We start from the raw sequence: 14214 nt of genomic DNA on the forward strand, positions 1-14214 counted from the left end.
AAAATCATCGGATTGTCGTCCACAACCTCGGGCGGGAGTTGAGCCTGCGGTATGACCCAGTTGGGCGGGAGTGGAGCCGGTTACAGCTTGGGGAGTTTGACGACCTGCCCGGCGTAGGAGAGGCCTGCACCGAATGCGAGCAGCAGCGCGGTGTCGCCTTCCTTGGCCTTGCCGGTGCGGAGTAGTTCCTCCATGGCCAGTGGGATCGACGCGGCCGACGTGTTGCCGGTCTCGGCGATGTCGTTGGCGACCGGGGTCTCCTCGTTCAGGTTCAGGCTCTTGGCGAGGAGTTCGGTGATGCGGCTGTTGGCCTGGTGCGGGACGAAGGCATGCAGTTCGTCGGCTTTGATGCCGGCGACGTCGAGGACCTTCTGTGCTGCTTTGCCCATCTCGAACGCGGCCCAACGGAACACGGAGATGCCGTTCATCTTGATCCACGGACGTTCGGCGTCCTCGCCGGTGATGTAGTCGTACCAGTCAATGGTCTGGACGATGGCGTCGGACTGCGATCCGTCCGATCCCCAGACGACGGGGCCGATCTCGGTCTCGTCGCTCTGTCCGACGACTACTGCGCCTGCGCCGTCGGCGAAGATGAAGCGAGTGGTGCGGTCGTACGGGTCGGTGGTCAGGCTGAGCTGCTCGGCACCGATGACGAGGACGTACTGTGCCGTTCCGGCCTTCACCAGGTCCGATGCGACAGCGAGCGCGTAGCAGAAGCCGGCGCAGCCGGCGCAGATGTCGAACGCGGCGGGGCCCTTGGTGCCGAGGCCGTGTGCGACCTTCGCGGCAGCCTGGGGCGTCAACTCGAGGTGCGTCGACGTCGCGACGATGACGGTGTCGATCTGCTCGGCGGCGATGCCGCTGGCTTCGAGCGCCTTCTTGCCTGCGGAGATCGACATCTGGACGACGTTCTCTTCGGGTTCTGCGAACCGGCGGTTCTTGATGCCCGATCGAGTCTGGATCCACTCGTCGCTCGAGTCGATGAACTCGCAGATCTCGTCGTTGGTCACCACCCGCTCGGGTCGGTGGACTCCCAAGCCGAGGAGCTTGGTCTGCCGGCCTTGCGTTGTGCTGATCGCACCCATCTTCAGTTCCTCTCGGTGGCTACCGTGCCATCGCCGGGCTTCGGCTCGGGTCTTGGGCAACGGGCTCGACAGAACACGTTACGTGTCGATGCTCCTGTGATGTGACACCAACCTCACGATGAGAGCGGAGACGTCCGCGGGTTGATCGATCATCGCGTGATGATGTGCGTGGTCCACCACGGCGAACTCGGCTCCCAGGTATCCGGCGAGCCGCGCCTGCTTGCGCAGCCACCAGCGACCCCACGGCGTTTGCCTGCCGGTGTGCGCGGCCGCGACGATCGCCGCGGTATCGAAACGTGTTCGCCGCCGGATCTCGTTCAACTCCGCGGCCATGTCCGGGTAGACGAAGTCCTCGATCAGGGCGGCTTTCAGATACGACCGTCTCCGGTAGATCCGCCGGGTCCAGTCCAGCGTCTCGAGCGGAATGCCGTCGGGTGGGATGGAGTGGTTCAGAATTCTGCGGACCGTCGGTCCCAGAACGAACTGAAGACCGCTGCTCGACGCCACCGCCGCGAGCAGGTGGGCCCCGGCAACTCGCCACGGTTTCGGAAGGACGACCCACGGGTCGCGTTCGGCACTGGAGTCGAGCAGCAGCACACCGGCGGTCCGCTGCGGATACAGCCTCGCGAAGGCCTCGGCGTAGAAACCGGCGATCGAGTGCCCGACGATCACCGCCGGGCTCGTCAGCTCCAAGGAGTCGAGGACGGCGAGAATGCGGGCGGCCTCGTCGGCAACCGTCGGGACCCGGTCGTCGGGAAGCGGTTCGCTCAGCCCGAAGCCCGGCCGATCGAACACCACGACGGTGTGGAACGGGGACAGAATTCGGACGCAGTCGTCCCAGTCGAACCAATTGCTCGCGAGGCCGCCGCACAGCACCACCGTCGGCGCGGCACCGAATCCGTCCTCACCCTGCGCATGAGACAGGACGACGTGAGTTGTCAGGTCGTCGACGGTCACGAACTGCCCGGGCGCAAATTGTTTCACGTTGAACAATTACTGCCGGGGTTTGGCGAGCGGGAACGCGAGGGTCTCGCGGATGGAGCCACCGGTGATGAGCATGACGACACGGTCGACGCCCATGCCGAGTCCACCGGTGGGCGGCATGCCGTACTCGAGGGCCTGCAGGAAGTCCTCGTCGAGACTCATCGCCTCCTCGTCGCCGCCTGCTGCAAGCAACGACTGCTCGGTCAGACGCTGACGTTGATCGACCGGGTCGGTCAGTTCGCTGTACGCCGTACCCAACTCCACGCCCCAGGCGACGAGGTCCCACTTCTCCGCGACGCCCGGTATGGACCGGTGCGGCCGAGTCAGCGGCGACATCGACGTCGGGAAGTCCTTGTAGAACGTCGGGAACTCGGTGTAGTCCTCGACCAGGTGCTCGTACATTCCCTGCGCGACGGCCCCTGCGTCCCATTCCTTCTCGTAGGGAATGTCGTTCTCGTCGCAGAGTCGCTGCAATTCCGCGAGCGGTGTACTGGGCGCGACGTCGACGCCGAGTTTCTCCGCGACGGCTCCGTGCAGTGTCTTGACGGGCCACTCCCCGGAGATGTCGATCTCGATCATCTCGCCGTTCGGTCCGTCGGGACGCAGGATGATCTCGCGCCCGTGTGCCGCGACGGCTGCTTTCTGAATCAGCTCGCGGCACAGCACCATTGCGCGCTCGTAGTCGCTGTGTGCCTCGTACGCCTCGAGGATCGTGAACTCCGGATTGTGCTTGAAGTCCGCGCCTTCGTTGCGGAAGACCCGACCGATTTCGAACACCTTGTCCATGCCGCCGACGCACAGACGCTTCAGGTACAGCTCCGGAGCGATACGGAGATAGAGGTCGAGGTTGTACGCGTTGATGTGAGTGATGAACGGCGCTGCGTTGGCACCTCCGTGCACCTGCTGCAGGATCGGCGTCTCGACTTCCATGTAGCCGCGGTCGGACAGTGAATCCCGCAGAGACTTCACGACGTTGCTGCGCGCGATCATCAGGTCACGGGCACTGCGGTTGATCGCGAGGTCGACGTAGCGCTGACGCACGCGGGACTCCGGGTCCTGCAGTCCTTTCCACTTGTCCGGCAGCGGGTGCAGGCACTTGGCGTTCATCCGCCACTCCGCGGCCAGCAGCGAGAGCTCACCCTTCTTGCTGCGTCCGATGGTGCCACTGACCTCGATGAGGTCGCCGAGGTCGAAGTCGGAGTCGAAACTGTCCAACCTGTCGCCGACGCGTTCCCGGTCGAACAGCACCTGGATGTCGTCCGTCCAGTCCCGCACGACCGCGAACGCGACGCCGCCGTAATCGCGGTTGCGCAGGATACGGCCGGCGATGCGGACCGTCGTTCCCTGCGGGGCGGCCAGTGCTTCGGCGACGGAATGCGTCGGGGGATAGGCGACGGGATAACCCTCGGTGCCCTCGTCGTTCAACCGCTGGAGCTTCGCGAGCCGCACCCGCACCTGGTCGGGACGCTTGGGGCCCCGCTGGGGCTCGTCGTCCTCGTCGATCTGATCGGGGCCGCTGCCGTCGGCGTGGATATCGGCGGTGTCCGCCAGGGCCGCCGGGACCGCCGTGTGAGAACCGGTGTGCTTGTGGGCGCGCCGGAAGCTCGGAAGCGTCAGGAACCCTTCGGCGATGGCCGACGCGATGCCGACCTTGGGAAGCTCACGGTTGTCCGCGAAGCACAGGTACCGGGGCTCCCAGTCCGGCAGGTACTTCAGGTTGGAGCGATACAGAGCCTCCAGCTGCCACCACCGGGAGAAGAACACCAGCACCGACCGCCAGATCCGCAGGACAGGGCCTGCGCCGATGCGGCTGCCCTCCTCGAAGACCGCACGGAACACCGCGAAGTTCAACGAGATCCTACTGATTCCGAATTGATCTCCGCCGGTTGCCAATTCGGTGACCAGAAGCTCGATCACACCGTTCGGTGCCTGCGGGTCGCGGCGCATCAGATCGAGCGACACTCCGGTGCGGCCCCACGGAGCGAGCGAGAGCACCGCGACGGTCTTCTCGCCCTCGCGGGCCTGAACCAGTAGGCAGTCACCGTCGAGAGGATCGCCGAGGCGGCCCAACGCCATCGAGAACCCACGCTCGGTCTCGGTGTCACGCCACTCGTCGGCGCACCGGATGATGTCGGCCATCTCCTGAGCCGGAATGTCGCGGTGGCGTCGTATCTGCACTGTGACGCCTGCCTTGCGGGCGCGGTTGACCGCCTGCCTGACCGGCCTCATCTCCCGGCCGGCGAGGTTGAACTTCTTGGTGTCGAGGATGGCCTCGTCGCCGAGTTCGAGAACGTTCAACCCCGCCCGCTTGAACGCCGTGGCGCCCGTCTCGCTCGCGCCCATGACCGCGGGCGTCCACCCGTACTTCTCCGCCAGGTCCAGCCAGGCATCGATTGCGTGCGGCCATGCCTCCGGATTGCCGATGGGATCGCCGCTGGCGAGACACACCCCGATTTCGACACGGTAGGTGACGGCGGCTTTGCCACTCGGTGCGAACACGACGGCCTTGTCGCGGCGGGTCGCGAAGTATCCGAGCGAGTCGTCGGCGCCCCACTTGTCCAGCAGGCCGCGAAGCGCGGACTCGTCGCTACCGGTCAGTGCGTTGGACGAGCGCTGCGACCGGAACAACGTGACGACGGCCGCCAACAGTGCGAGCGCCCCGAACAAGCCGAGGAGCGTGTTGACGAAAACGTGTGTGCGGCCGTCGAACTGCTCGTTGTCGACGGTTGCGAGGGCGGTGACTCGGTTGAATGCCCACAGGAACGTCTGGTTCTCCGGGAGTGTGCCGGGGAACAGAGCGACCAGCGCCCAGCCGACCAGCGTTCCGACGACCGCGCCGAGGATCAGTACACCCAGAGCCTTCCACGCCGCACCGCGTCGAACACGGGTGTAGAACTCCTTGCGAGCGGCGATGAGCACACCGACGATCACGATGTGCACGCCCAGCGCGATCCACGCACTGATGTTGTTGCCGTCGATCACATCCGCCAGGTTGCTGACCGCGACGAGCACGAGATACAGCGTCAGAAACCACCAGGCGATGCGTTTGCGGCTCGCGAGGGCGGCTGCGGTGAGCCCGAGCACCAGAGCCCACGCGAGCGAAGTGTCCGGTGCGTCGATGTAGTAGTTGTCGATGTACTCGCGTGGCACACGGATGACGGCGCGCAGCGCCGGAGACAGGCTCCAGAGAAACACCAGTACCGCGAACACCCCGAGGACGAGCCCGGAGATGTGCGGCACCTCGCGCAGACGCCCGTGCTCCGGCGGCGTGAATGCCCGCGGAGTGCGGTGTTCTGGATTCTTCGTCGACTCCGATGTCACCGGTGTGCTCGTCACGATCCGCTCCTGCCCTCGGCGCTTGCCGTTCCCTTCGTCGGCTGCTTCGAAAACAGCCGAGGTAACGGTAGCGCCGAGGACCGACTTCGAGTGATCATTCGGCGCCTCGCGGCGCGGTAATCACCCGCCGCGGATCAGGCGGGATGGACCGGTGTGTGCTGCTTCAGCATTCCCAATGCAGTTTTCAGGCCGCGGCGCCGGCCCGTCGCCGGATCCACACCGAACACTTCCTTGATTCCACCGCGAATGCGGAACTTCAGCTCGGACGACGTTTCCGGCGCATTGTCCGATGTCGCGGAGAGCAGTCGATTCGGCAAGGACAGTTTCAGAATGGTGCGCAGCGTCTGCCCGTACTGGTGAGCAAGCGAACCCGTCGTGTACGGAAGGTCGTACTTGTCGCACAACTGCCGAATTCTCGGAGCGATCTCCGCATAGCGATTGCTCGGTAGATCCGGAAAGAGGTGATGCTCGATCTGGTAGCAGAGGTTGCCGCTCATGAACGCCAACGTGTTGCCTGCCTCGAAATTGGCGCTACCCAGCATCTGTCGCAGATACCATTCCGGCTGCGTCTCGGTCTCGTATTCCTCCAGCGTGAACTTCTCCGCGCCATCGGGAAAGTGACCGCAGAAAATGACCGCGTACGACCAGTAATTCCGAATGAGATTGGCGACGACATTCGCCGTGAGCGTCGACTTCCACGCAGGGCCGGTCAGCAACGGGAAAAGAACGTAATCCTTGCCCACCTGCTTTCCGATCTTGCGGACGACGTCGACCGCCATCTCCTTCTTGTCCTCCCACTTCACCTCGCCGGTCCTAAGCTTGTCGGTCTCCAGGTGATGCAGCGCCACGCCCCACTCGAAGAACGTCGCCAGCAACGCGTTCACCAGCGGCTGCGCGACATACTTCGGATGCCACTCCTGATCGCGCGTGATGCGCAGAATGCCGTAACCGACATCGTTGTCCAAACCGACGATGTTGGTGTACTTGTGATGCGTGAAGTTGTGCGAATGCTTCCACCCCGACGACGGGCACGTGTTGTCCCACTCCCAGTTACTGGAATGGATCTCGGGATCGTTCATCCAATCCCACTGACCGTGAATGACGTTGTGCCCCAACTCCATGTTCTCGATGATCTTCCCCGCACCGAGCAACGCAGTGCCGAGCAACCACGCAGGCCTCTTCTTGCTCGCGAACAACACCGCCCGGCCCGCAACCATCAACGACCGCTGAAACGTGATGGTTCGCTGGACATACCTGGCATCCCGCTCACCACGAGAATCCTCGACATCACGCCGGATCGCATCCAACTCCGCACCGAGCGCCTCGATATCCGCCTCGGTCAAATGGGCATATTCCTGAATATCCGATATCGCCATGATTCCCCTCCACATGCGAACCCGAGTGTCCCCGGTCACCACCTCGACCCTACGTACCCCCGGCCCCGCCGTCGACCGGTGTCCGCTACCCCCCAGTTTTTGCGGACCGAACGTGACGTTCGGTCACTCCAAGTGACCGAACGCCACGTTCGGTCCGAGGTAGGGGCGATAGACGTGCGCGGAACGGGCGACATCGGGGGTGCAACGGCACGTCGGAACCCAAGACCGGTCGACGGTTCACATGGTTAGCTGGCCGCAAGAACCAGCCAGCCGACCTGTGAGGCCGGCTCGTCCGATGGAGAGTGCCGGTGACGGAGCAATCGGTAGCGGTCAGTGCACGAGGTATCGCCGTCCGGCGCTCGCCGGGGATGGCCTACGGCCCACTCGACCTGGAGGTGGAGGCCGGCGGGGTGACGGTGCTCGTCGGGCCTGCGGGGGAGGGCCGTACCGCGTTGCTGCTGACGCTGGCGGGACGGATGTCACCGTCGGAGGGAACCCTGACGGTGTTCGGTCGAGGACGCACCCGTGACATCTTCGCCGACGCGGCCGTCGCCGGCATCGACGAGCTCGATTCCCCGCCGGACGGGGTGACGGTGGGCGATCTGGTCACCGAACGGATTCGCTGGGATGCGCCCTGGTATCGACTCGTCCGCAAGGCCGGGTCGTCGGAGTTGGATCGAGTGTGTGCGCCGGTGTTCGGGCCGCGCACCCCGCCGTCGGCGACGGATGTCGTCGGCGAACTCGGTGAACTCGACGGATTGCTGCTTCGCATCGCGCTGGCTGATTCCTCGGCGCCGCGTGTGCTCGTCGTGGGCGATCTCGATCGATTGGGGAGCGCCTACGACCGGGACGTGCTCCTCGACAGACTCGTCGCGCTCGGCGAGCAACGCACGGTGATCACGGCCAGTTCGGACGCCGTCGACCCGTCGTCGGGCATCGTCGCGCAGATCTCCGTAGTGCCATCAGGCCGTCACGAGCAGAAAGACGTGGGGTGAGACGATGCTCGCTGGACTGTCCTTCGGGACCGATATCAAGCGTTACGGACGCGGAACCCTCCCACGGGTGGCGCTCCTGACCATCGTCGTCCTTCCCCTGTTGTACGGAGCGATGTATCTGTGGGCGTTCTGGAATCCGTTCGCCGCTGTCGACAAGGTGCCTGCTGCGCTCGTCAACTCCGATCGAGGGGCTGTTGTCTCCGGCGAGGAGCTCGATGCAGGCCAGCAGGTGGCGTCGGCCCTGATGGACTCGGGTGAACTGGACCTGACCCTGGTATCGGAAGAAGAAGCCGCGCAGGGTGTCTCGGACGGAGACTACTACTTCTCGATCACGCTTCCCGAGAACTTCAGTGCCGCAGTCGGATCCCCGACGGGTTCGGACCCGCAGAAGGCCGAGCTGGCCTTCGCGTTCAACGACGCGAACAACTATCTCGCGACGGTCATCGGCCAGAACGCTGCGCAGCAGGTACTGAATCAGGTCGGCTCGACCATCGGCGAGCAGGCGGTCGACAAGGTTCTCGTCGGTCTCACCGATGCAGGAGCCGGACTGTCGAAGGCCGCCGACGGCGCCGAACAGCTGTCCGACGGCCTCGTGACCGCCGACGCGGGGGCTGCGCGTCTGGCAGAAGGGTCGAAGACTCTGGCGGACAACATGGTCACCGCGCAGGACGGCTCGGCGCAGCTGGCGGCAGGAGCAAGCGAGCTGTCGACGGGCATCACCACGGCCACCGATCCGTTGCTCGCGATCATCGGTGACGTCGGTCGGATCGGCGTCGACCCCGCCCAGCTCGGAGCGGGCGCCACACAACTGAGCACCGGAATCGACGCCGTCGTGTCCCGGCTGGGCGAGGTCGGTGCAGTGCAGTCCCGGGCGGCGGTGGCCGTCGAGCAGGCGGTGACGATGTTGCGGGCGAATCCGGATCCGTTGTCCGGGCAGGTCGCGTCGGCGTTGACACCAGTGCTGGACACACTGCGCACGCAGGGGATCGACCCCGGTACCACCGCGGAATTGAACAGGTTGTCCTCCGACGCGCAGCAACTGTCCTACCAACTCGACGACCCGAGCAGTCCGCTGCGCACCGGTTTCACACTGCTCCAGGACGGTGGGCTGCAATCCGACGTCCTGCGGCTTCGAGACGGTGCCCAGCAGCTCGCGACGGGATCGGCAACCCTCGCCGACGGGCTGGTGCAGCTGACCGACGGAAGCAACCAACTCGCCTCGGGCGCAGGTGAGCTGGCCGACGGGACCACGAGGCTCGACGCAGGCGCGAAGGAACTGTCCACAGCCCTGCGCGATGGCGTGTCCCAGGTGCCGAGTTGGACCGAGAACCAGAGAACGTCGGTGGCACAGACATTGTCGGCGCCGGTTGCGTTGTCCCTCGAGTACGAGAATCGTGCGGCGACATTCGGCACCGGATTCGCACCGTTCTTCCTCCCGCTCGCGCTGTTCATCGGTGCTCTCATCATCTGGATGTTGTTGACGCCGTTGCAGTCCCGCGCCGTCGCAGCCGGTCTCGGTTCGATCCGAGTAGTTCTCGCATCGTACTGGCCCGCCTTGGTGGTCGCAGTGTGCCAGGTCCTGGTGATGTACACGGTGGTTCACTTCGGGGTCGGGCTGCACGCGCGGTACGTTGCAGGAACGATCGCGTTCCTCGTGCTTGCGTCCGCGGCGTTCCTCGCACTGATCCAAGCATTCAACTCGGTGTTCGGCGTGGCCGTCGGCCGCGTTGTGACCTTGGCATTCCTGATGTTGCAACTGGTCTCGGCCGGTGGCATCTACCCCGTCGAGACCACCGCCAAGCCGTTCCAGATCCTGCATCCCTTCGACCCGATGACCTACGCCGTCAACGGACTGAGACAGCTGACCGTCGGCGGCATCGACTCACGATTGTGGACCGCCATCGCCGTGCTCTCCGGCGTACTCGTCGCCTCCCTGGCCGCAAGCTCCCTGGCAGCACGACGAAACCGGCAATACACCATGCAACGCCTGTACCCGCCCATCGAAGTCTGAGCGGTCGTCTGCCCCCTTTTTCCGGACCGAACGTGACGTTCGGTCACTTCAAGTGACCGAACGCCACGTTCGGTCCGACGGAATGGGGTCCGGAAGCCGATGTGCCGTTCGGTCTCGACCGAAACGGACGTTGTCCACAGGGTGAAAGTTATCCACAGGCGGGTCGAGCCGAGGGCCGAAATTGTCGGTCCGGTGGTATTCGATGCGCAGCATGAAACGGGGCGACTGGGCACAAGACCGAGAACTGCTGATGAGGCATGCGAGAAACGGTGTGATCGGATCCGCGAAGCTGCGCAGGTTGGGGGTGGGGGCCAAGACGATCGTCGACAGAACTGCCGGTGGACCGTGGCAGCGAATCCTGCCTGGGCTGGTTCTGCTGCACAATGGCCAGCCGACCAGGCACGAACGCAACACCGCGGCGGTGATGTACGGCGGAACCGATGTGATGTTGTCGGGTCGCGCGGGCCTGGCACTGCACGGCTTCGGAGCGTCGACGCAGACAACGGACACGTTGCTTCTGATTCCGGACGAACGAAATCGGAAGGATTCGAAATTCGTGGTGGTCGAGCGTACGACAAGGTTGCCGGAGGCGACGACGAAGCGGGGGTTGCCTGTCGCGCCAATCGATCGATGCCTGCTCGACGCGTCCCGTCGGATATCCGATCTGCGACAGTGCACGGCGTTGATTGCCGAAGTGGTGCAGCGAGGCGGCGCCGAGATCAGGGCATTGATGAGGGAACTCGACGAGGGTTCCTCGCGCGGAAGTGCGGTACCGCGGCGTGCGCTGCACGACCTCGGCGACGGCGCCCACTCGGTCGCCGAGGCGGATGCGCGGGCGTTGTGCGCAAGGAGCGGCCTGCCCCCATCGATGGCCAACTGCGTCATTCTGAGTGAAGCCGGTGAGTTGATCGCGATCATGGACAACTGGTGGGACGACGTCGCCATGGGCGAAGAAATCGAATCCTTCCAGCACCATGCGTCGCCTGCAGCGTTCGAGAAGACGTACGAACGACGCACGGGTATTCAGAGTCACGGCATCGTCCTGACCGCGCACACTCCGAAAGCCATCAGAACGCAACCGAATTCGGTCATCGCGGATCTACGTCGTGCCTACGATGAAGCAAGTGCCCGCCCGCGACCGAACGTACGGGCGATACCGGTGTCGGAGTGGCGTCAGGCTGCGTCGTAGACCCAGATCATCTGGCGGCCGGTCTGATGCGACGTCGTGATCGGGTGATCGATCACGCGGTCGAGGCGGTATCCGAGGCGTTCCGGTACCGCCCGACTGCGGTCGTTCGCGGCATCGCAATGGATTTCGACGCGCACGATGCCGTCGAGCTCCGCGGCGAGGGCCGTCAGAGCTCGCGCGACACGAGTGACGATTCCTCGTCCCTCCGCATCTTCGGTGACCCAATAACCGATCGTCGCGTGATCCGGTCCCGCTAATCGAATCCCCGCTTTGCCGAGGAATTCATCGCCCGAACCGTCGGCGATCATGTAGTCGAACATCGAACCCGAATCCCATTGTGCAAGAGAGTCGGCAATTCGACCTTCCTGGGTTGCGACGGGTGTGGCGTCCTCGACGGCCCACTCCATCCACGGCGCAAGCCGCGGGATGTTCGACGCTATCGCGTCGGCGACGACGGGTGCATCGGCCAAGTTCTCCCGGCGAAGAACAATTTCGTCCAGGTCGATCCGAAGTGGGGGCATGCAGTGCAGTGTGCATCGATCATGGTTCGCAATGCGAGCGATTTTCGTCGCACCCACGTGGAGCGAACGTGGCGTTCAGTCACTTGGAGTGACCGAACGTCACGTTCGGTCCCGAAGTGGGGAACTGAAAGTGGGGAACTGAAGCGGGGGCTGACGGTGGAGTAGCGAGAAACGAGCCGCTGAATTCTAGGACGCTTGCCAGGATCGCCAGGTGAGCTTGCTGATGACGATCACGGGGCCGTCGGGGGGTGTGGGGGTGTAGTGCTCGTATTTCTTCACCAGCGCGGCGATGGCGGTGCGGCCGCGGTCGGTGTCGGCGTCGATGACTTCGGCCGCGCCGCCGGCGCGGATCCACCAGAGGTCTTTCCAGTTCTCGGAGTAGTTGTCGACGATGAGGCTGACGGCCGGGTCGGCGCGGATGTTCTCGAGTCGCTTGAGTTTCTGGGTGCTTTTGGGTTTCCAGTCGATGGCGGTGACGAGGGTGTCGTCCACGCGGGCGAAGACGATCGGCACGAGGTGCGGGGTGCCGTCGGCGTTGACGCTGGAGAGGATGGCGCGTCGGGCTTCGCTGAAGCGTCCTATTTCGTCGTCGATCTTCACGGTGCGTCGTGTCCTCGTGTCAGGCCGACGCGCTGTGTGCGTCGTTCGGCAGCAGGATCGTTTCGAGCTGTGGTGCGGTCATGGGCTTGCCCAGTAGATGACCTTGCCCGAATGTGACGCCCATGTCGACGCAGCTGGCGAGTTGGTCTTTGGTTTCGATGCCTTCGACGACGGTGTCGCGTCCGAGATCGTGTGTGACGTCGACGACGGCTTTGCAGAGCGAGGTCATGGCTCGTCTGCGCTGTAGGTCGCGACTGTCGAGGTGCTGGGTGAGTGATTTGTCGATTTTGAGGATGTCGACGGGCAGGGTGGCGAGGCGTTCGAGGGAGGAGAAGCCGGAGCCGAAATCGTCGATGGCGATGAGGGATCCGTGGCGTCGGACATCCATGAGTTGGTAGTGCACTGCGTCGATGTCGTGCAGCGATTTCGACTCGGCGAGTTCGAGGACCAGCCGGCCCGGTTCGATTCCGAGGGAGTCGATGATGCTGTTGACGTCGGTGGCGAGTGTGCCTGCGGCGAAGTGGAGTGGGCTGACGTTGACGCCGACCTGAATGTTCAGGTCTTTGCACTGCCAGGCGGCGAGGGTGCGGCAGACCTGCGAGAGGATCCAGTTGCTGAGCGGAATGATCAGGTCTGCGTCTTCGGCGAGACCGATGAAGCTGTCCGGCATCAGCAGGCCCAGTTCCGGATGGTTCCACCGGATCAGTGCTTCGGCGCCGATGACTGCGCCGGACGCGAGTTCGACGATGGGTTGGTAGACCATCTGCAGCTCGTGTTCGGCCATCGCGACTCCGCGGAGGCGTTCGACGAGTTCGAGGCGTGTGCGGTTGCTGTCGCGCAGATCCGCCGAGAACACCTGGTGGCTGCTGCGGCCGAGGTTCTTGGCTGCGTGCATGGCGGTGGTGGCGTCGTGGATGAGCTGGACCGGGTCGTCGGACTCCGGTCCCGAGGTGGCGACGCCGACGCTCGCGGTCACCGTCAGCTGACGGTCGTCGACGGTGAAGGACGGTTCGAGGACACTGGAGAAGCCGGCGGCGAGGGCTCGAGCAGCGATCGACTGGCAGCCTCGGGCGATGACGACGAACTCGTCGCCGGTGAGCCTGCCGAGGGTGTCGTTGGGCCGGGTGGAGGCGGCGATCCTTTCCGCGACCTGCTGGAGAAGTTCGTCGCCGTGTACGGGGCCGAGTGCGTCGTTGAATTCACGGAAGCCGTCGATGTCGACGAGCAGGATGCTCACTTCGTTCTCGTCGGTGCGCACCGCGAGTTCGGTGGCGAGGAGCGCTTCGATCTCGTCGCGGTTCGGCAGACCGGTCAGGGGATCCTGGCGGACGGGCGCCTCCGCGGCCTGCGCGGTGATGTCGGTGTGGGTGAGGTAGATGCCGCCGTCGGCGAGGCGGGTGGCTCGGATTCGGTAGACCACGGACCCGAATCTGTGGTTGGAGGAGAAGACCTGCCCGGATCCGGAGATCAGGGCGCGCAGGCCGTCGACCAGTGAGATTGCGGTGTCGTTCCCTCGGGCGATCGCCGGTGCCCACAGGTCGAAGTAATTGGTTCCGGGGAGGCACCCGTCGGTCTGTGGTCGATCCGCCCAGAACGTGGACCACACGCTGTTGACCAGGACGACCACCCCGTCGACGTCCAGGACGACGACGCCGGACGGAACGGCGTCGAGCATGGTGCGCGCGAGGTCGTCGGTCCATTCGACGCGGGTGTCTCCGAGCCGCTCGCTGGTGATGTCCGTTGCCCAGATCGCGTGCCCGGAACTGCCCTTGACGGTGCGGTAGGACAGCCATTTCTGCAGGGTGTACGAGAAGTCTTCGTACACTCCTGGGCCGTTGCAGGAGGAGACGAACGCGGTCCAGGCGGGATCGGTGAACCAGGCGTCGATGCATCGTCCGACAAGGGTGTCGATCGGCGCCGTGAGCAGCGCCGCGGCAGCGGGATTTGCGTAGGTGACGACGAAATCTCGATCGACCAGCACGAGGGGGTCGGACAGCAGGTCCAGCTCGGCCTGAGGAACGGCAAATGGATTCTCGACGGCAGGGCGGGGCATGGGTGTCTCTCGGTTCATACTTCCCCCCCGTGGCCGGTCGGCCGCGTTCACCATAACCCGAAGT

At 64.6% G+C, this 14214-nt stretch carries 10 protein-coding genes; 3 read left to right on the plus strand and 7 right to left on the minus strand.

The window, feature by feature from the left end; all coding sequences use genetic code 11:
- Positions 1-80: 80 nt before the first annotated feature.
- The 4 genes from CH290_RS23350 to CH290_RS23365 form a co-directional block, all read right to left on the minus strand.
- Positions 81-1085 (minus strand): beta-ketoacyl-ACP synthase III, encoded by a 1005-nt coding sequence (locus CH290_RS23350; RefSeq protein ID WP_026347775.1) that lies wholly within the window; start codon positions 1083-1085, stop codon positions 81-83.
- Positions 1086-1163: 78 nt separating this feature from the next.
- Positions 1164-2078 (minus strand): alpha/beta fold hydrolase, encoded by a 915-nt coding sequence (locus CH290_RS23355; protein ID WP_033189421.1) that lies wholly within the window; start codon positions 2076-2078, stop codon positions 1164-1166.
- Entirely contained in the window at positions 2079-5318 is a 3240-nt protein-coding gene (gene lysX, locus CH290_RS23360; RefSeq protein ID WP_371828333.1) for a bifunctional lysylphosphatidylglycerol synthetase/lysine--tRNA ligase LysX, read from the minus strand.
- Between the two features lie 221 nt (positions 5319-5539).
- A complete protein-coding gene (locus CH290_RS23365; protein ID WP_033189574.1) occupies positions 5540-6781 on the minus strand; it encodes a fatty acid desaturase family protein in 1242 nt (413 codons plus the stop codon).
- Positions 6782-7089: 308 nt separating this feature from the next.
- On the opposite strand from CH290_RS23365, the gene CH290_RS23370 reads away from it, so the two are divergent.
- The 3 genes from CH290_RS23370 (at position 7090) to CH290_RS23380 (ending at position 10976) form a co-directional block, all read left to right on the plus strand.
- Positions 7090-7776 carry an ATP-binding cassette domain-containing protein gene (locus CH290_RS23370; protein ID WP_019665007.1) on the plus strand — a complete coding sequence of 229 codons (687 nt, stop codon included), beginning with the start codon at positions 7090-7092 and terminating at the stop codon, positions 7774-7776.
- Positions 7777-7780: 4 nt separating this feature from the next.
- Entirely contained in the window at positions 7781-9787 is a 2007-nt protein-coding gene (locus CH290_RS23375) for a YhgE/Pip domain-containing protein (RefSeq protein ID WP_033189420.1), read from the plus strand.
- A gap of 211 nt (positions 9788-9998) precedes the next feature.
- Complete coding sequence (locus CH290_RS23380) at positions 9999-10976, plus strand: hypothetical protein (RefSeq protein WP_033189419.1); 978 nt, start codon at positions 9999-10001, stop codon at positions 10974-10976.
- Here the strand turns inward: CH290_RS23380 and CH290_RS23385 are convergent.
- From CH290_RS23385 to CH290_RS23395, 3 genes are all read right to left on the minus strand, one after another.
- Positions 10961-11497: a GNAT family N-acetyltransferase gene (locus tag CH290_RS23385; protein ID WP_033189418.1), complete on the minus strand. Its 537-nt coding sequence runs from the start codon at positions 11495-11497 to the stop codon at positions 10961-10963. The two genes, CH290_RS23380 and CH290_RS23385, sit on opposite strands and share 16 nt — an antisense overlap.
- Before the next feature lie 186 nt (positions 11498-11683).
- Positions 11684-12097 (minus strand): TIGR03668 family PPOX class F420-dependent oxidoreductase, encoded by a 414-nt coding sequence (locus CH290_RS23390; protein WP_033189417.1) that lies wholly within the window; start codon positions 12095-12097, stop codon positions 11684-11686.
- A gap of 19 nt (positions 12098-12116) precedes the next feature.
- Complete coding sequence (locus CH290_RS23395; RefSeq protein ID WP_033189416.1) at positions 12117-14168, minus strand: putative bifunctional diguanylate cyclase/phosphodiesterase; 2052 nt, start codon at positions 14166-14168, stop codon at positions 12117-12119.
- Positions 14169-14214 lie beyond the last annotated feature (46 nt).

The organism is Rhodococcus sp. 06-156-4, from assembly GCF_002259345.1.
GTDB lineage: Bacteria > Actinomycetota > Actinomycetes > Mycobacteriales > Mycobacteriaceae > Rhodococcoides > Rhodococcoides fascians_E.

Bases quoted from the DNA above. Each gene is read 5' to 3' on its own strand.
- CH290_RS23375 (WP_033189420.1), top strand. From the start codon at position 7,781: ATGCTCGCTGGACTGTCCTTCGGGACCGATATCAAGCGTTACGGACGC.
- CH290_RS23350 (WP_026347775.1), bottom strand. From the start codon at position 1,085: ATGGGTGCGATCAGCACAACGCAAGGCCGGCAGACCAAGCTCCTCGGC.
- CH290_RS23395 (WP_033189416.1), bottom strand. From the start codon at position 14,168: ATGAACCGAGAGACACCCATGCCCCGCCCTGCCGTCGAGAATCCATTT.
- CH290_RS23380 (WP_033189419.1), top strand. From the start codon at position 9,999: ATGAAACGGGGCGACTGGGCACAAGACCGAGAACTGCTGATGAGGCAT.
- CH290_RS23385 (WP_033189418.1), bottom strand. From the start codon at position 11,497: ATGCCCCCACTTCGGATCGACCTGGACGAAATTGTTCTTCGCCGGGAG.
- CH290_RS23365 (WP_033189574.1), bottom strand. From the start codon at position 6,781: ATGGCGATATCGGATATTCAGGAATATGCCCATTTGACCGAGGCGGAT.